Annotated in this window: 19 protein-coding genes; 2 read left to right on the forward strand and 17 right to left on the reverse strand. The window is 48.2% G+C overall.

Annotated elements, in window-relative coordinates:
* Positions 1 to 268: 268 nt before the first annotated feature.
* The 10 genes from rnc to G3352_RS22320 all read right to left on the reverse strand — a co-directional run bounded on the left by rnc (position 269) and on the right by G3352_RS22320 (position 8,270).
* Positions 269 to 967 carry a ribonuclease III gene (gene rnc, locus G3352_RS22275; RefSeq protein ID WP_024630178.1) on the reverse strand — a complete coding sequence of 233 codons (699 nt, stop codon included), beginning with the start codon at positions 965 to 967 and terminating at the stop codon, positions 269 to 271.
* Between the two features lie 13 nt (positions 968 to 980).
* The gene (gene fabF, locus G3352_RS22280; protein WP_024630177.1) at positions 981 to 2,219 is read right to left on the reverse strand and encodes a beta-ketoacyl-ACP synthase II; all 1,239 of its coding nucleotides are present in this window, start codon (positions 2,217 to 2,219) and stop codon (positions 981 to 983) included.
* A 180-nt stretch (positions 2,220 to 2,399) separates the two neighbouring features.
* A complete protein-coding gene (gene acpP / locus G3352_RS22285) occupies positions 2,400 to 2,633 on the reverse strand; it encodes an acyl carrier protein (RefSeq protein WP_024630176.1) in 234 nt (77 codons plus the stop codon).
* Between the two features lie 151 nt (positions 2,634 to 2,784).
* Positions 2,785 to 3,534 carry a 3-oxoacyl-[acyl-carrier-protein] reductase gene (fabG, locus tag G3352_RS22290; RefSeq protein WP_063564667.1) on the reverse strand — a complete coding sequence of 250 codons (750 nt, stop codon included), beginning with the start codon at positions 3,532 to 3,534 and terminating at the stop codon, positions 2,785 to 2,787.
* A gap of 37 nt (positions 3,535 to 3,571) precedes the next feature.
* Positions 3,572 to 4,504, reverse strand: a complete 933-nt coding sequence (gene fabD, locus G3352_RS22295; RefSeq protein ID WP_163760005.1) for an ACP S-malonyltransferase — start codon at positions 4,502 to 4,504, stop codon at positions 3,572 to 3,574.
* Positions 4,505 to 4,531: 27 nt separating this feature from the next.
* Entirely contained in the window at positions 4,532 to 5,521 is a 990-nt protein-coding gene (locus G3352_RS22300; protein ID WP_063564927.1) for a beta-ketoacyl-ACP synthase III, read from the reverse strand.
* An 8-nt stretch (positions 5,522 to 5,529) separates the two neighbouring features.
* Positions 5,530 to 6,525 (reverse strand): phosphate acyltransferase PlsX, encoded by a 996-nt coding sequence (plsX, locus tag G3352_RS22305; protein ID WP_163760008.1) that lies wholly within the window; start codon positions 6,523 to 6,525, stop codon positions 5,530 to 5,532.
* Positions 6,522 to 7,070 carry a transcription factor FapR gene (gene fapR, locus G3352_RS22310; RefSeq protein ID WP_205525006.1) on the reverse strand — a complete coding sequence of 183 codons (549 nt, stop codon included), beginning with the start codon at positions 7,068 to 7,070 and terminating at the stop codon, positions 6,522 to 6,524. Before fapR ends, plsX begins: the two co-directional genes overlap by 4 nt.
* Positions 7,071 to 7,521: 451 nt before the next feature.
* Positions 7,522 to 7,695 (reverse strand): 50S ribosomal protein L32, encoded by a 174-nt coding sequence (rpmF, locus tag G3352_RS22315; protein ID WP_017689233.1) that lies wholly within the window; start codon positions 7,693 to 7,695, stop codon positions 7,522 to 7,524.
* Positions 7,696 to 7,763: 68 nt separating this feature from the next.
* On the reverse strand, positions 7,764 to 8,270 hold the full coding sequence (locus G3352_RS22320; protein ID WP_076289478.1) for a YceD family protein: 507 nt from the start codon (positions 8,268 to 8,270) through the stop codon (positions 7,764 to 7,766).
* Positions 8,271 to 8,751: 481 nt separating this feature from the next.
* Between G3352_RS22320 and G3352_RS22325 the strand changes: the two genes are divergently transcribed.
* Positions 8,752 to 9,984 (forward strand): nucleotidyltransferase, encoded by a 1,233-nt coding sequence (locus G3352_RS22325; protein ID WP_163760011.1) that lies wholly within the window; start codon positions 8,752 to 8,754, stop codon positions 9,982 to 9,984.
* Positions 9,985 to 10,278: 294 nt separating this feature from the next.
* Here the strand turns inward: G3352_RS22325 and G3352_RS22330 are convergent, their stop codons facing one another.
* Entirely contained in the window at positions 10,279 to 11,319 is a 1,041-nt protein-coding gene (locus G3352_RS22330) for a SepM family pheromone-processing serine protease (RefSeq protein WP_163760014.1), read from the reverse strand.
* 203 nt (positions 11,320 to 11,522) lie between these two features.
* Between G3352_RS22330 and G3352_RS22335 the strand changes: the two genes are divergently transcribed.
* Positions 11,523 to 12,779, forward strand: a complete 1,257-nt coding sequence (locus tag G3352_RS22335) for a nucleoside recognition domain-containing protein (protein ID WP_163760018.1) — start codon at positions 11,523 to 11,525, stop codon at positions 12,777 to 12,779.
* Here the strand turns inward: G3352_RS22335 and coaD are convergent.
* From coaD to lacZ, 6 genes are all read right to left on the reverse strand, one after another.
* Positions 12,757 to 13,263: a pantetheine-phosphate adenylyltransferase gene (coaD, locus tag G3352_RS22340; protein WP_090807427.1), complete on the reverse strand. Its 507-nt coding sequence runs from the start codon at positions 13,261 to 13,263 to the stop codon at positions 12,757 to 12,759. The two genes, G3352_RS22335 and coaD, sit on opposite strands and share 23 nt — an antisense overlap.
* A gap of 1 nt (position 13,264) precedes the next feature.
* Entirely contained in the window at positions 13,265 to 13,879 is a 615-nt protein-coding gene (gene rsmD / locus G3352_RS22345) for a 16S rRNA (guanine(966)-N(2))-methyltransferase RsmD (RefSeq protein ID WP_163760020.1), read from the reverse strand.
* A gap of 341 nt (positions 13,880 to 14,220) precedes the next feature.
* Positions 14,221 to 14,646, reverse strand: a complete 426-nt coding sequence (locus G3352_RS22350) for a hypothetical protein (protein WP_163760023.1) — start codon at positions 14,644 to 14,646, stop codon at positions 14,221 to 14,223.
* Between the two features lie 69 nt (positions 14,647 to 14,715).
* Positions 14,716 to 15,006, reverse strand: a complete 291-nt coding sequence (locus G3352_RS22355) for a hypothetical protein (RefSeq protein ID WP_163760026.1) — start codon at positions 15,004 to 15,006, stop codon at positions 14,716 to 14,718.
* 111 nt (positions 15,007 to 15,117) lie between these two features.
* A complete protein-coding gene (locus G3352_RS22360) occupies positions 15,118 to 15,423 on the reverse strand; it encodes a hypothetical protein (protein WP_076289472.1) in 306 nt (101 codons plus the stop codon).
* Positions 15,424 to 15,563: 140 nt separating this feature from the next.
* Complete coding sequence (lacZ, locus tag G3352_RS22365; protein ID WP_163760030.1) at positions 15,564 to 18,611, reverse strand: beta-galactosidase, LacZ type; 3,048 nt, start codon at positions 18,609 to 18,611, stop codon at positions 15,564 to 15,566.
* Positions 18,612 to 18,708 lie beyond the last annotated feature (97 nt).

An 18,708-nucleotide genomic window follows, 5' to 3' on the forward strand; every position in this document is an offset into this window, starting at 1 on the left:
TCGCTGTTATCCCCAGATTTTTTTTGATTCCCTTTTAAAAAGGGAAAATCCGGGGATAAAGGCGAACGCTACGCTTCTTCAGGTTATTTCTGTCCTCTCCGTTTTGGTGTAAAACTCAGGTTCAACTTATAGTTAAACTAACAGGAGCAGCTAGCCCTGAACCCCTTTACAAAAAAAAGAGCAAAAAGCAGTCCGGCCGATAAATTCCGCCAGGCGGACCCGCGGGCTGCTCTTTGCTCTTCGTTTGTCTATGCGCTTACGGTAAAGCTCAGGCTTCCGGAAGCTTCAGTCGATCCAGCGCTGCAGATGCAGCCTGTTGTTCGGCTTCCTTTTTGGAACGTCCTGTACCTCTGCCAAGCCGTTCTTGACCCATATGGACCTCGGAGACAAACTCCCGTTCATGGGCAGGGCCCCGTTCCTCAACAATACGGTATTCAAGAGCTCCCATATTGTGATGTTGAGTGAGTTCCTGCAATTCCGTTTTGTAATCGCTCATTTGCAATTTGCTGCCCAGAACGATCAACGGAAATACATGCTGATCCAGAAATGTCCGGACAGGCGCCAATCCCTGATCCAGATATAATGCACCGATGAAAGATTCAAACACATCCGCTAGCAAAGCCGGTCTAGTTCGTCCTCCCGTCAGTTCCTCACCTTTACCAAGAAGTACATACTGCCCAAAACCCAACGCTTCAGCAAATTTGACGAGGGAAGGCTCGCAGACAATGGATGCCCGCAGCTTAGTTAATTCACCTTCCGGCCGGTTAGGAAACAAGTGATACAAGTATTCCGACACAGTCAGTTCCAGTACCGCATCGCCCAGAAACTCCAGACGCTCGTTATCCTGATGCTGACTGAACCGGTGTTCGTTTACATAAGAAGCATGGGTAAACGCTTGTTTTAAAAGCTGCCTGTTGTCAAATTTGATTTGAAGTTTGTGTTGTAACTGCTTCAGATCTTCACTCAAACGAACTAGCCCCTTATGCTTCAAATTTTTTGAGAATAATGGTGGCATTGTGACCGCCGAACCCAAATGAATTGGACATGGCAATATTGACTTTAGTTTGACGTGGAACGTTTGGAACATAATCCAAATCACATTCCGGGTCCTGATTTTCCAGGTTGATCGTTGGAGCAAGCGTCTGATGTGTCAGCGACAATCCGCAGATTACGGCTTCCACGCCACCAGCAGCACCAAGCATATGACCTGTCATCGATTTGGTTGAACTCACCGCAAGCTTGTACGCATGATCGCCAAACGCTTTTTTGATCGCAAGCGTTTCGGATCTGTCACCTACAGGTGTTGATGTACCATGTGCATTGATATAGTCCACTTCTTCTGGTTCGATACCCGCATTACGCAGAGCCATCTTCATGCAACGAGCTGCTCCATCCGGATCAGGCTCCGTCATGTGATGTGCATCGCCAGTGAGACCGTAACCAATCACTTCGCCATAAATACGAGCACCACGTTTTTGAGCATGTTCTAGGGATTCAAGAATCAGAACACCTGCGCCCTCGCCCATAACAAACCCGTCACGTTCTGTATCAAAAGGACGGCTCGATTTAGCCGGATCATCATTACGTGTAGACATGGCACGCATTGCACAGAACCCAGCCAGACCGGTTGGTCTAATGGTTGCTTCCGCACCGCCACAAATCATCGCATCCGCATCACCGTTTGCAATCAGCTTGAAGGAATCTCCAATGGAGTGTGTTCCTGTAGCACATGCCGTTACCACGTTGATGTTAGGACCTTTCGCCCCGAGAGAAATCGACATCTGGCCAGAAGCCATGTTGGATATCATCATCGGAATGAAAAATGGGCTTACCCGTTTAGGACCTTTTTGCAGCAATGCATTATGTTGGTCCTCCCAAGTACCCAATCCACCGATACCCGATCCGATCGACACACCGAAACGTTCTGCATCAATGTTCTCGTCTATTTTCAGACCACTGTCTTCAACGGCTTTGAAACCAGCTGCTACAGCGAACTGAACAAAACGATCCATCTTACGTGCATCTTTGCGATCCATGTACTCTTCCGGGTTGAAATCCTTAATCTCGGCTGCAATTTGAGTGGTGTATTCACTTACATCAAACGCCTCAATCTGAGAGATTCCGGACTTGCCTGCCATTAAACTGCCCCAGAACGTTTCTAAATCTTTTCCGAGCGATGTCATTACGCCCATTCCGGTAATTACAACTCTTTGTTTCAAACCGACTCACCTCTATATCGACTGCATTACGCAAGTATTTTGTGGGAATATCCGCAAGCAGACGTCTAGCCAAGCAGGACCCGAAGATCCGTTTGACCGGCGCCGCTTGCGGAATGAGAAAAACCAATGAATGATGAGAAGTCCCGCCTGTTCGAAAACAGGTGCGGGACTGAATTGACTTTAGGTATGAGATTGTATGTAGTTTACAACTTCACCTACGGTCGTGATTTTTTCTGCATCTTCATCAGAGATTTCCAAATCGAATTCATCTTCCAATTCCATGACCAATTCCACTACATCCAAAGAATCAGCACCCAAATCTTCTTTGAAAGATGCTTCAAGTGTAACTTCAGCTTCGTCTGCGCCCAAGCGGTCGACGACGATGCGTTTTACACGCTCCAATACATCGGACATCCGGTTCACCTCCTCCTTGGTATTATACGAGAATCGCAGGCAAAATGCCATAGAAGACATATGCGGCTCCCGGCCGGGGAACCCGGCCTTTTTCCGGCATTTCGGATCGTCCAGCGCCTGTTCCCCGACTATTGTTCAAGTCCGGGAAGAATTACATGTACATGCCACCATCAACATGCAGTGTCTGCCCTGTCATATAAGATGAAGCTTCTGAAGCCAGGAACGTGACAACACCGGCAATTTCATCCGGCTGGCCCAGACGGGACAACGGAATACCGTTCAACATGTTGTCCACGATCTCCTGGGACAATTCCTTCGTCATATCGGTCTCAATAAATCCTGGTGCAACGCAGTTAACTGTGATGCCGCGGGAGGCAAGCTCACGTGCAGATGCCTTCGTCAAACCGATGACCCCTGCCTTGGCAGCAACATAGTTTGCTTGTCCAGCATTTCCGAGCACACCCACAACAGAGGAGATATTGATAATTCTACCAGACCGTTGCTTCATCATTGGACGCGTAACCGCCTTAAGACAGTTAAACACCCCTTTGAGATTGGTTTCGATTACCTGATCAAATTCCTCTTCTTTCATACGCATGATCAGATTATCACGGGTAATTCCAGCATTGTTGACAAGAATATCAACATTGCCCCACGCTTCAATCGTTGCTTTGACCATTTGTTCGGCTTCGTCCATCTGGCCCACATTCGCTTGAATCGTAATTGCCTGGACACCTTTGGCGCGAATCGCTTCCGCTACTTCCTCAGCTGCCGCTTGACTGCCCGCATAATTCACGGCCACGTTGGCGCCTGCCTCGGCCAAAGCGAGTGCAATACTACGCCCGATACCACGAGATGCACCGGTAACGAGCGCATTTTTGCCTTGTAATGGTTTAGACATAATCATTCCTCCTTTCCCCAAATCTAATCATTGTTAATCAAATTAGTGCAGCTGCCGTTGCTTCGAGCGTCTCAAGACTGTTTACATTGTACAGTTTAACGGTTTTATCTGTTTTTTTAATCAAACCTGTTAACACACTGCCAGAGCCAATCTCGATAAAGGTATCTACACCTTGCTCAATAAGCCATGTCACACTGTCTTCCCATAAAACCGGGGAATAGACCTGAGCTGTCAATAAATCCTGAACCTTACCGTCCTCCACAGGTCTTGCAGTCACATTCGCGACTACAGGGACCGCCCCGGGTGAGAACGAGACAGTTCTCAGTTTCTCAGCCAACTTTTCTGCTGCATCCTTCATTAAGGAAGAATGGAACGGACCGCTTACTTCAAGTGTGATGGCACGTTTGCCGCCTGCTTCCTTAACCCGTTCAGCGACAGCAGCTACCCCTTCCTTCACACCGGAAATCACGATTTGTCCCGGACAGTTGATGTTAGCAAGTTCAACTGCATGACCACTTTCGGATACGTCCCGGCAAAGCACCCCCAGCGCTTCCCGATCCGCACCCAATACCGCAGCCATCGCACCCTGTCCACCAGGAACAGCCTGTTCCATATATTGACCGCGTGCCCGCACAATGCTTACCGCGTCCGCGAACGAAAGAACGCCCGCCGCGACCAGTGCACTGTATTCACCCAAACTGTGTCCAGCCATATAATCAGGCTGAATTCCTTTTTCTTTAAAAGCCTCAAGCAATGCAATACTTGCTGTCAGCAGAGCCGGTTGCGTATTTGATGTCTGTTTCAACTCGGTCTCTGGTCCCTCAAAAACAAGATTGCTCAGCGAGAAACCCAGCGTCTCATCGGCTGTACGGAAAATTTCTGTTGCCGCAGGCACAGACTCATATGCGTCCTTGGCCATGCCCACAGTCTGCGATCCCTGTCCGGGAAATACAAATGCTATTTTACCCATCCAATTCATCTCTCCCAGCTGTCTAATTTACCAAACGAGTACCGATGCGCCCCACGTCAAACCGCCACCAAAACCAACCATAAGCACGGTATCTCCGGCTTTCATGCGGCCTTCTTCAGCAGCTTCTACCAAAGCAAGCGGAATGGAGGCTGCAGATGTGTTGGCGTATTTATCCACATTGACTACAACTTTCTCTTCAGGAAGCTCAAGTCGCTGCATTGCCGATTGGATAATCCGAATATTGGCTTGGTGAGGAACAAACAGATCCACGTCCGTACGCTCCAGGCCAGCCTTGCGCAGTACTTCGATTGTCGCTGTACCCATCACCCGTACTGCAAATTTAAACACTTCACGGCCATTCATGTAAATGTAATGTTTTTTGTTCTCAACTGTTTCTACGGATGCAGGCAGACGGGAACCGCCGCCCTCCATTTGAAGCAGGCTTCCACCCGCACCTTCAGCTCCGAGATCGAATGATTTAAATCCACGGCCTTCCGGTACTTCACCAACGATAACCGCGCCCGCTCCGTCGCCAAACAGCACACAGGTATTACGGTCGGTATAGTCAGTAATACGAGACAAACAATCTGCACCAATAACAAGTGCATTATTGTACATGCCGCTTTGGATAAAGCTTGTTGCTGTTGCCAGACCGTATACAAATCCGGAGCAGGCAGCAGACAAGTCAAATGCCGCAGCGCCCTTGGCACCAAGTTTATCTTGCAAAATACAAGCAGTAGAAGGGAATGAAGAATCCGGTGTGATAGTTGCCACAATAATCAGATCAAGATCACTGCCAGTCATGCCAGCAGACTCAAGCGCTTTAATAGCTGCCTCGTAAGCCAGATCCGAAGTCGCCTGATCCGGTGCAGCGATGTGACGTTCCTTGATTCCTGTACGACTGACAATCCACTCATCATTCGTATCGACCATTTTCTCCAAATCGCTGTTTGTCAAAATTTTCTCAGGTACATATTTACCTGTACCGATAACCCCTACCGGGCGCAAATTATTCATGTCGTCACTCACTTCCCGCTAATTTCCTTAGATATGCTCTCCACCAGCTGGTTCTGTACTGCAATCCGTGCTTGGCGCACAGCATTTTTGATGGCATTGCCATCAGCCGATCCATGACTTTTCACCACAAGTCTGCTCAAACCGAGAAGTGGTGCACCACCATGCTCGGTATAATCCAGTTTCCGCTTCAAACCGCGCAGCTCAGGCATGAGCACAGCAGCAGCCAGTTTGCTTTTGAGCGATGATGAGAATTGTTCCTTAAGCAGAGCGAAAATGGCACCCGCTGTGCCTTCGAGAGATTTGAGCAATATATTCCCGGCAAATCCATCACATACAAGCACATCACATGCACCTGTAAGCACGTCACGGGCCTCTACGTTACCAACAAAACGAATTGGAAGTTGCTCGAGCAATGGATAGGCATGTTTGGTCAACTCATTCCCCTTACCCGGCTCCGTTCCCACATTGAGCAGGCCCACTCTTGGTGACGCGATTCCCTGCACTTTTTGCCGATACAAGCTCCCCATCAGACCATACTGTGCGAGGTGTTCCGGTTTGGCATCCATATTCGCACCAAGATCAAGTGCAAGTACACCCACATCATCGATCGTTGGAATCATGGGCGCAAGCGCCGGGCGCTCAATACCTTCCATACGGCCTACTACAAGCAAGCCGGCTGTCATCAGCGCTCCGGTATTGCCCGCTGAGATCATGGCGTCTGCTTCGCCTTCCTTAAGCATACGACCTGCAACCACCATGGAGGCATCCTTCTTGCGACGGACTGCCTTCACCGGTTCATCATCCGAACCAATCACTTCGGAAGCATGCTGAATGGTCAGATTAGCAGGTTTGGCACCCGACTGACTCAGAAGAGGTTCCAGCTTGGCTTCATCGCCGACCAGGACGATCTGTGTATCCGCCCATTCCGTAGCCGCGGCGATCGCACCTTCTACTGTTGCCGCTGGTGCGTTATCGCCTCCCATGGCATCAATGACGATTTTCATCCCAAATGACCTCCTTCTACGCTGTCTTCTCCACCTGAACGGTAGATTACAAAGTTGCCTTGAAACACCATTTCTTCACCCACATAAGTGAACACTTCCACTTTGGCTTTGCCCTTTTGACCCGATATCGATCTCACATAAGCCTTCGCAATACATTTCTCAGACAAATGGACCGAACGGACAAAACGAATGTCTGCGGAAGCCGTCAGTGCAATCTCGTCATTAATAACGGCTACAGCCAATGAGTTGGCCTGTGCAAAAACATAGTGTCCCCGAGCAATGCCCGTTCTCGAAAATACGTGTTCTTCCTTAATCTCAAACAAGGAGATCCCACTCTTGTCCAGCTGCAAGTCCACAATATCACCGATAATCTCATGCAGGGGCAAGGAGCGCACCTGATCATAGGAACGCTCCGCCATCAGTTTCATCCGCTCCCGAAGCTCGGGAATCCCAAGCTCCAGTCTGTCGAGACGAATCGTCTGAATACTCACCTTCAATTGGCGTGTAAGTTCCTGATCCGTCACAAACGGGTTGTCTTCGATCATTTTGGTTAACTGCTGCTGCCTCTGTCTCTTCGGTACACGTTCGATGCCTGACACCCCCCGCTGTATCGTTTAAGGAACCGCCTAATCCGGTCAGTTCAATATATTCTTTCACGTTGCTTCTATAGTTGCATCCCTGTTCAGCAGGGTCGTTCTCACACATATTATGGTTCATGTTTATGTAACGTCAAATCTTAGAACCTGGTACTAAACTATAGTATATCTCATCCCGTGTCAAAAAGAAAGGCTGGCTGAACAAAAACAATCCTGCCTTGCGGAGCCTGGCTGAACAGTCCCGAACACAACCCGTAATGAGCCTTACTAAAATATCAAATACGTATATTGAACTTTATTCAAGAAGATAGAGTACAGGTAGAAAGGGTCTTTTTTGCGATGCTATAGTCTAAAAAAAGTAGCACCTCATCGAAATGAAGTGCTACTTAATGTCTAGCTATTATTGAGAGATGATCTCTCTTGCTTTGTACGTTCCGCACACTTTGCACACGTGGTGACTAAGTTTAAGTTCGCCACATTGTTCACATTTCACCATGCCCGGTACAGCCAATTTAAAGTGAGTGCGACGTTTGTCGCGACGCGTCTTGGACGTTCTCCGTTGAGGTACTGCCATTATTCCCACCTCCTTATCAAAATCAACCTTTGCAGGTAGTTGTTACAATGTTCGATTTTCACTCATGCTCATTTAAAAAAATCCTTGAGCCCTGCAAGCCGCGGATCGATAACTTGGTTATCACAACCGCAGTCACCTTCGTTCAGCTCATGGCCACACTTGGGGCATAACCCTTTGCATGTATCGCTGCATAGCGGTATAAACGGAAGATCCAGCAGAAAAGCTTCCTCGGCATAACCTTTCAGATCAACGCTCTCTCCATCCACGTAGAAAGTATCGTCGTCTTCAGGCAATTCCTCTGGCTGTTTCCCCTGCTTGAATTGCTCATGAAAATCAATATGAAAATGTTCATTAATCGGCTTAAGACATCGGGAGCATAACATGTCCACTCCTACTGTCAGTTTGCCATGAACATCCACAACGTCGCCCTCTCTGTATTCTGCAGATAAATCCGCAGTCAGCGGGGTAACGGCTGTGATATCCTGTCGGTTAGAAACCAGTTCCTTAATATCCCACTGTTCATTAAACTGCAGGGGGCGGTCACTGGTAGCCACTTTGCGAAATGGCATTAACATTTCCCATCACTCCAAACGAAACCAATCTCATAATTAAAGTTAAACGCCTTACGACAGTTATACAGGTCAAGCCTGACTCTTGCAACACATCATATTCCTGACTGTATGTATTCTGACGATTCCTCGTTAAAAGTATTATGAAATTGACTTAACAAACAAAAATCATTATACCGATTTTTCAAGACGTTTGTCAACACTTTTAACTTTACACCCTTTTTAAAAATGACGATCCTAATCCGCTTTCGATCTCTGATACATTATAGGCTTACTATAAGTTAAACTACAAGTCATGCATTTTGAAGGTAGGTTCGGGCTATATCGACGAGAAGATTCTTTTCTTTTTCGTGTGTACACCGCGATATGATTTGAACAAAGGTATGCCCATGTCCTATTATGGAACAAGATGAGCTCGGATATAATCGGGCTAGGAGTAAAGGATTGAACCGCAATTGAATATTTAACGAAAGGAGCGCGTTCTCATATGAAAGCCGTTGGCGTCATTGTTGAATATAACCCTTTACATAACGGACATGTCTATCATCTAAGCGAAGCCAGACGGCTCAGTGGAGCAGACGTTGTTGTGGCTGTGATGAGCGGCCCTTTCCTCCAGCGCGGCGAACCCGCCATCGTGGGCAAAAGGCCACGGACTGAGATGGCGCTGCATGCTGGCGCCGATCTGGTGCTTGAACTGCCGGTTGCCTATGCTGTACAATCGGCCGAGTGGTTCGCCTATGGTGCGGTGTCCCTGCTGCACCGCACGGGCGTTGTGGACTCGCTCTGCTTTGGCAGCGAGTCCGGCGACCTGGACAGCCTGCAGCGCATTGCGCGCGTGCTGGCTGTGGAGCCCGCAGGGCTGCGCGAGGATATCGCGCGCCGCCTGCGGGAAGGCGCCAGCTATCCCGCCGCATACGCAAGTGCGGCGGCAGCACTGGCGCCTGGCGGCGTCGATGCAGATGACGCCGCTGCACTGCTGGGGCAGCCCAACAATTCGCTTGGGCTGCACTACCTGATCGCGCTGCAACGGCTGGGTAGCGCGATCAAGCCCTTTACGGCGGCGCGTACCGGTGCCGCGTATCATGAGGCGACGCCCGGACCGGGGGCGATCGCCAGTGCAACTGCCGTCCGCCGCCTGCTGATGGCGGACGGGCCCGAAGCCGCCGCGCCATACGTGCCGGCGGCAACCCTTGCCATTCTGCGGCGCGAATGGCAGGAAGGACGCGCTCCCGTGCACTGGGAGCGCTTTGCACAGCCGCTGCTGCACATCGCGGCCACACGCCGTGCCTCCGAGCTGGAGCAGATCGCCGAGGTCACGGAAGGACTCGAACACCGGCTGAGCCGTACACTTGCTCAGCTCCCAGAGCCTTCAGTCGAGGCGTTGCTGAACGCACTCAAAACGAAACGGTACACACGCACAAAGCTACAGCGCATGCTGACCCATATCCTGCTGAATCATACCAAGGCCGAATGTTCGCCCGAGAAGCTGGCTGAAGGGCCCGCATATCTTCGAGTGCTTGGGTTTAATGCACAAGGACAGGGCCTTTTGAAACAGATGAAAAAGACGGCTTCTCTGCCCGTTCTGCTGAAACCATCAACCTTTGTTCATAACCAGTTGGAACTGGATATACAAGCCCAGGCAGCATATGCACTCGCCTGCGAACACTCCGATACACGTATGATGTACAGCGACTACTATGACCCGCCTGTGAGGCTCTAACTCTACGTTCAGTCCTATCCAAAGCTGGTTCAACATAAACGATTTCGAAACCCAAGTTCAATATATCGACTCACAAGCTTTTGCTGGAGCCAACGCTTAACCATCGTTTGATGCAATCCTTAATCCTGATCTATTGTAATAAAATCGATCAGACTCTCGTTGATAATGGGTTATTTTATATCGATTACCCAAACAAAATCCCCCTATTGCAAACCGATTCGGCACCGTTGCAATAGGGGGATTTTACATCATCCTGATATTCTTTTAGTCATGCTAATCACTAATAATGATCGTTTAGGATTTGACAGACAAGGTTTTCAGATAAGCCAGCGCATCATCCACCGTGCTGACAGGAATAAGTTTCATTTTGGTACCGATCTGTTCAGCCTTAGCTTCAGCTTCTTTATAATTATCCTTCGGCACAAAGAAAAACTCTGCTTCTTTCCGATCTGCCGCAACAATTTTGTGTACAACGCCACCAATTGCGCCAACCACACCTTCTTTGTTAATGGTGCCTGTGCCAGCAATCCGGTGACCTTTCGTCAAATCTCCAGGGGTCAACTGATTGTAAATTTCCAGGGTGAACATCAGTCCGGCAGATGGACCACCTACCTGAGTATCCGTAAAGGATATCTGTTTATCCGGATCTTCTGCTTTCACTTTCTGAACCGCTCCGATCATGACACCCAGTGCCGGGCGAACTTCACCCGTTTTGCTGTCTTTTACTTCAATCAGTTGAACGTCGCGGCTGATCGTTTCTCCGCCTCGCTCCAATTGCATCTCGACCGTATCTCCGACCTTTTTGTTCTTTAACTGCTCAGACAGCACCGTATTGTCCGGAGTTGCCGTTCCGTTTACACCCAAAATAATATCTCCGGGCTCAATATCTCCCTTAGGTTTTGGATCTTCGGACAGCCCAAATACAAAAATATGCTCAGGAACAATGGAGTATTTCACTCCCGCCTGCTCATAAGCTGCCTCCATGGCCGAGGATTGTGAATCACTCATGAACCAGACCTGTTCGGCAGAATATTCTGCTTCGCTTTTGCCGCGCAGCCGATCTTCTTTTTTATCCACTTGGGCATTTCGATTAAACAAGGAGGTTCCTAGTAAAAACACATTGGCGTATGTTGCCGACACTGTCGTCATCATAAACACACCGCGTTCTTCCTTATCCCCCTCTTTCACGGTAACCATGGGTTTTACTTCGTCGGCACTGCCAGGCATATAAATGATATATGGCGTTGGCATATATACCGCAACATAGACGACCAGAGCCACCACGATCACAAAGATCGAAGCTCTGAATCCGCCAGATTTCCGAATCCGATTCATTGCATGAGCCCCCGTTCTTTGCGTATCTTTCAATAATTATAAGTCTAACACTCTCATGCTTTTGCATACAATGGTACAGGCCGGATAGGCCGCTGTTTACAGTAGCTTATCCGGTCAAGGCCGAAGCGTCCACGGACGTCATTCGGCCGTCCACAACTAATCCTGGCCGAGTATATGCGGCACTATCCATATGAGGTGAAACAATGACAATGCAGAGCGAAGTTACTGGCTCTGGACCGTTACGAACGGTACTTATGAGTACAGGCGCTTTATTGCTAGTAATTGCAGTAGTTGTATCTCCGAAAGATGCATTCGATGCCTCTATTCAAGGTTTGGATATCTGGTGGAAAATCATCTTTCCCGCCATGCTTCCATTCCTGATGTTATCCCAAATGCTGACTGCATTCGGCTTTACCCACGCACTTGGCGTCTTATTAGGGCCATTAATGCAGCGGTGGTTCCGTCTGCCGGGCAAAGCCGGACTGGCTGTTGTTGTCGGCATGTGTGGCGGCTTTCCGGCAGGAGCAGATACCGCCTCCCGCCTAGTGCAGGATCAACAAATTACCGCCAAACAGGCGGGCATTGTCGCAGCAGCATCTCATTTCGCCAATCCATTGATGATTATACTTGTCATCGGTGCAGCTTTTCTTCATCAGCCTGCTGCTGGATATTTCCTTCTGATCGTTCACTGGGTTAGTGGATGGATTGCCACCATGATTGGAGTACGACTCCTACCCAAGGAATCAATAGGGGAAAAATTCTCAACTGCAAACCCTTCTTCGTATAAACGACGGAGCCTATGGTCCCAGATGATGATTGCAGCGCGCGAAGCCCAGGAACGTGACGGGCGCGGGTTCGGCAAATTGCTTGGTGACACGGTCTCCCAAGCTGTACAAACCTTAATGATGACCGGAGGATATATGATTGTGTTTGCCGTGTTTGTTCGGCTGCTCACCCTCTATATCACCCCCGGTACTTCAGTTGCTTTTTGGCCCTCACTTCTGGAACTCCATCTCGGAACTTATCATCTGAGTCAGAGCCCACTGACACCCGTTCTGCTAATGTCTTTGCTTGCAGCTGTTCTCGGCTGGGGAGGTCTATGCTCTCATCTGCAAGTCTCCGCCGTGCTGAAAGCTGCTGGACTTGCCGCAACATCCATGTTGTATTTTGCCGGAATCCGCCTGCTTCATGCATTGGTTGCATTTTTCATCAGCTTACTGCTGTGGCTGCCTTTCAGCCGTTACAGCTCCGAAGTCTGGGCCACGTTTCAGAACAATTCGGGCAATGGTTTGGCACCATTCCTAACCAAGCAGTCCCTGGTAGGCATGAACACCTCCGACATCATCGATGCCGTCTGGATTGGTTTCCCTGCTGCCTGTATCAGTCTGGCATTGCTGCTCACCGTCATGATCTGCCTATCCGGGCTGACCTTCTGGTTTAACCGCCGGTTTTCTCGCTAATTTTTTGACGCAGCGCAGCTTCCACTTCAGGTGAGACCAGATCGGTGACATCTCCGTGGTAGTGGGCAATTTCCTTGACGATGCTGGAGCTCAGATAAGAATATTTCGGATTAGTCATCATAAAAATGGTTTCCGCATCCGGATTTAACTTGCTGTTCGTCGAAGCCAGCTGAAGCTCATATTCAAAATCTGTCACCGAGCGGATACCACGGACAATGACCTGAGCATCTTTTTGCCGTACATAATTTGCCGTCAGATCACGGAAGCTGTCCACCTCCACATTAGGCAGATGACTCGTGACTTCCGTAATAAGACTCTTGCGTTCTTCAACCGTAAATAATGGATTTTTGCTCATATTATTCAATACAGCCACGATGACGCGATCGAACTGCTTCGACGCCCGGGCAATAATGTCCAGATGGCCCATAGTTACGGGATCAAAACTCCCTGGATATACGGCAATTCGTTCCTGACGATGTATCATTTCACTCATGAGGAGCCTCCTCTTTCGCTGTGCTAGGTTCTCCATCTTCTGTTGTTGTTGCAGCAGGTGCATAATAATAGATGGATACAGCTGTCTCCCCATACAATGCCTTGCGCGTTTGTTCAAACGGGCCGAATTGCTCAGGGTAACTATATTTGGATTCATATTCAAGCACGATGGTCGCTTCCGGTTTAAGCAGATCCAGTTCGTGCATCGTAAGCATTAACTCGTCCCCATTTTTCATACGGTAGGGCGGATCAAGAAATACGAGATCAAATTGTGTACTTCGCTTGGCGAGCGCCTTCAATGCACGACTGGCATCATTCCGGTATATGGCCGCCTGATCTTCTAGCTTGGTTGCTTTCAGATTTGCACGGATCACTTCAATACTTTTCGATTCCAAGTCAACAAAAACAGCCTTGTCCATGCCGCGGCTCAGCGCCTCAATACCGAGACCTCCACTGCCTGCAAACAGATCCAATGCTGTACCGCCCTCAAAATACGGGCCAATCATACTAAACAACGCTTCCTTCACCTTGTCGGTGGTCGGCCGCGTCCCTGTGCCAGGAACAGCCTTCAGCGGTCTGCCTTTCGCACTCCCAGATACCACTCTCACTGATGAGTCACCTTTTCTCTCTATGTAAGTTTATTGATAAAGCTATCGTACCACAATCGGGTTCAGTTTGAAAAATAGTCCGTCTGCTTTGTCGCCGAAATATTGTTGACGAATTGTTGACGCAAATGTATAAAAAGGAAACTTTCCGGCCATCCTGTAATTATCGACATCACAAGTGTCGTAGACAACCGCGGAGAAGACTTACGTTTCCCCATAAGCTCTTCGTCCGGTTTCTCCTCTCCCATGAAAAAGAAGCTCTCGAAAGAGGGCTTCTTTTTGTTATCATTATTATGTAACATAACCGCATCGACCAATTATAAAACCGTTGCCCTCAGACAACACTATTCCCCATTTTCATTCATACTGGCTTCGAATTCGGTCTGTAACCATCCAATATCTTTCAGCCATTCTTCCATGTCATTCATAAATTCCGTATGAATCAAGTGTTCGATCTTGTATTTCTTCAGTTTATCACTCAGAAAAGCATAGAAATAATGACTCAGCTCATATCGCTGTCTGCTTTTGCTAAACGTTTTATACTGATCCTCACTGACCGTCATATCAAAGTAAATCGTATTGTCCTTCTTAGCGTATCTGACCGTCGATTTTCTCTCATATTCTTCAGGCAGACATCTGAAAACAAAGAACAGCTCAATGCCACACGCTTGATACTTACTTTCTGCTTTATCAAACACCGGCTGTAATTCATCCGAAAGTGCGGCTACCTGCGTTAATCCAGAGGTGTCGGTTGATTTATCCAGTATCATGGCACACGCCCTCTCTTCTAGCTAATTCCGATGCACACAACGTCAGGCAGTAGAGACATGTTTCTTCCCTCAATCCACCTTATTGGATTCTCTTCTCCTGCGCATGGATACATTCAAACTCAACAGCGGCATCAATAATCCCAGGGCAGGCAAGGCCATATTCCAGGTCTGATATCTCACGGATTGAATGATCATCAAACCAATCGCCATCAGCATGATGATCTGTGTAATCTGGTATCTGTCCAAATTTCTTTTGAATGCCTTTTTGGAAATCATCCGAATCAGGAAATAGGCAACCGTACTATAGAAAACAGCCATTCCGAGAATGGCAAAGAATATGATTAAAGCAGCATTGCCCAAGATTTCCCCTCCTTCACTCCACTCACTTCATCCCCTTAATTTTACCATATAAGCGAAAGAGTGTCATTGGCATCGGAATGTTCCTGCCTGAACTCTCCATATCACCCTCATTTACTTCTCTTCACTAATCACTGTCGCGTTATAAATCACAATCCGTTTGCCATCCAGATCAAAAAGCACCTTATTTCCATACTCCGTATCTTGCAAATCAATCTTACCCTCATACGTATGAATCAATTCTCCCGAATTACTGTATACGTTAACCACACGCTCCAGACCCCCGGAGTTGTTGGACCGCATCGTTTTTAGCGCACGTTCACCTGAAGCCGTGTTGAAATACCAGATTAAGCATCCTACGATGATGCCTAGTATGACGAGAATCGTTACCCATACACCTGTCTTTGCTTTTCTGCTCAAAATAAGCCCCTCCTTTATCCATGTCCAGTACAGTACGAGACAGATACGGTAGCGGTTTCATAGATCATCATCTGATAACAACAAACAGAGGCCCCCAGTGTTGGAGACCCCTATCCTTAGCTACATCTTATACAGCGCTATTACAGCGCACGAATGACAAATTCAAATTGCAGTTCGCCGTCCGAGGCAATGCGATATTCTGGATGAACCGGTGCGCCCCAGCTATCGTCACCACCTACGCCCATTTGTTTGCCGGCTACCGTTACAACCGTATAATGCACCGGAGGCAGCTCATACGCATGTTGTGCATTCTCCAGCTCAAATGCCGTATATGGGGATACATTCAGCTCGACTGGAGCTGCAGCCGATTCAATTTTGAAGCCACGTCCTGCGTTGTCGGTCAATTTGGCCCAACGTACACCCGTACGGTTGCCCGACTCCTGCGGTACAAGATATGGAGCAACGGTATCAGTTACTTTGCTGTCATGGATACCCAGACGAGCGCCAAATGCACGGTCCGCATAATTTTCTTCCGGTCCCATCGCCAGCCATTCCACATTATCAAACTCCGGTGATGTCTTGAAGGAAAGCGCATGAATCGGAAGATCTGGCAGACCTGCCGCTCCTTTATACGTATTATGCACATGCACACTACCATCTGCACGCACGGTATAAGCCACTTTCACTTGTACATCTGCCGAAATATTAAGTTTGTATGTGAATTCGATCCGATATTGATCCGGGTTTTGTTCCGCTTTCCAGTTCACACATCTAGGCAGCAGACTTGCAGCATACCAAGCCCCAAGCTCGAAGCCCATGGCAGTACCCTTATCATTATCGGTGGTCGCACGCCAAAACAACGGCATTGGAGGCTGTGCAATCGTCTCTTGACCTGACAGCTTCAGGGATACCAATGTTCCGAAAGCCTTGGAGAACAGGACATGGGTCTGGCCTACCCTTACCCCGATATTAACGTCCCCTTCAACGACCTGAATTTCATTTATCAGGTTCAGATCCGACGTCACAGTTTCCGACTTATCCTGAGCAAATACAAACTGTCCAAAGGCAACTTCCTCGCCTTTTTCTGCCCACAATGTTGCTGCTTTTAATACAAACGCGGTATTCACTGCATATTCCCCACCAGCAAGAGATTCCACATCAAGTGGAAGTTTCACAACGGTCTCGCTTTGTGGGCCAACATTTACCTCTAGCGTTCCACGCAGCACTTCATGACCTTCACGGTCCAAACTGTATACCAGTTCGAATTCAGACGTGTCCGCGAACAAATTACCGTTAACGATTTTCACACCTTCCCGATCCGGGAACAGCTTGATGTTTTGGTACAGGAATTTGACTTCCTGCATCTTGGCAGAAACTTTGCGGTCTGCGTGCACAATGCCGTCTCCACAGAACGAATAGTCCGAAGGACGATCACCGAAATCTCCACCATAAGCAAGGAACTCTTTGCCGTAACGGTCTTTTTTGTAAATGGCTTGATCAATGTAATCCCAAATGAATCCGCCCTGATACATCGGATACTTGTCTTCGAGTTCCGTATACTTATGCATACCGCCAATGGAGTTACCCATAGCATGCATGTACTCACAGCTGATATATGGTTTTTCCGGATTCGCGTTTAAGAATTCCTCAATGTCCGCAGGTTTGGCATACATGCGTGATTCCATATCACTCGTATCGTTGAAACGACGGTCATGGAAGACCCCTTCATAGTGGACGAGACGAGTGGGATCTGTTGTTTTAAAGTACTGAGACACTTTATAAATCACTTCACCACCATGAGACTCGTTACCACAAGACCAGATCAGAATGGACGGATGGTTTTTATCCCGCTCTACCATCGACACCGCACGATCCATAACGATATCATGCCACTCTGGACGGTCGCCAGGAATAACCCAGGAAGGCTCAACTGCACCTAATTTTTGCCATGATCCGTGTGTCTCTAGGTTCATTTCATCAATCACATACAATCCATATTCATCACACAGTTCATACCACAGGCTTTGGTTTGGATAGTGAGATGTACGAACAGCGTTCATATTGTTTTGTTTGATCGTCTGAACATCCCACAGCATGTCTTCCTTGGTTACAGCGCGTCCGCGACGTGGATTGAATTCGTGACGGTTTACCCCTTTGAAGACAATACGTTTACCGTTGATGTGCATCACTTTATCGATCATTTCAAATGTACGGAAGCCAACGGCCTGAGGTACAACTTCCACCAGCTCGCCCGCTGCATCATATACTTGAATGTACAGACGATACAGGTAAGGAATCTCCGCACTCCATAGGTTTACTTGGCCAATCTCCTCACGAAGACTCACCAGACCATCGGTAACTTCAATACCACCAAATGTTTTCACCGTGTTGCCTTCAGCATCCCGCAGTTCAGCCTCGACTTTGGCTCCGGCAGCGGCTTTCCCTTCAAGTTTTAGATCCACGTTTAACGTACCATTGCTATAAGACTTGTCCAGATCCGTCACAACCCGCACATCGCGAATATGCGCAGCTGGCACTGTATACAGATATACATCTCTGAAAATGCCGGAGAACCGCCAGAAATCCTGATCTTCCAACCAACTGCCTGTGCTGCGTTGATACACTTCCACAGCCAGTTTATTCTCTCCGTCCTGGAGGAATGGTGTCAGATCAAAATCGGATGGCGTGAAGCTATCTTCCCCATATCCAACAAATTGTCCGTTAAGCCATACATAGAATGCAGATTCCACACCCTGAAACGAAATATATACCGGACTGTTCTGCCAGCCTGTTGGCAAATGGAAAGTGCGAATATAACTGCCTACCGGGTTTTGGTCCTGCGGCAATGCAGGTGGACGCAGATCGTTGAACCCATCCCAAGGATACTGTGTATTTACGTATTGGATCTGACCGTACCCTTGGAGCTGAATATGCCCCGGCACTTCAATATCATCCCAACCGGCACTGGAGAACTCCTGCTTGTAAAAAGCTTCGGGGCGGCAATCCGGTCGGATCGCATAATTAAATTTCCACGTTCCGTTAAGATTGTAGCGCATAGCGATTGCACCGGATGCTTTCGCTTCTTCCATAGTACGGTAATAGCGATGATCCGAGTAAGCGTTAAGGCGGTTTACTTCAAAAACGCTTACATCGCCCAGCCAGTTGATATCTGCATGTGTTGCTTTCATTCGGCTCTCTCTCCCTCTAGAAACAAATATATTTATTACTTATTCAGTACAGATTCTTATTTTCCTTTTACAAAACAAACATAAACAAACAGAAAGA

This window comes from Paenibacillus sp. ALJ109b, assembly GCF_010747435.1.
GTDB classification, from domain to species: domain Bacteria; phylum Bacillota; class Bacilli; order Paenibacillales; family Paenibacillaceae; genus Paenibacillus; species Paenibacillus taichungensis.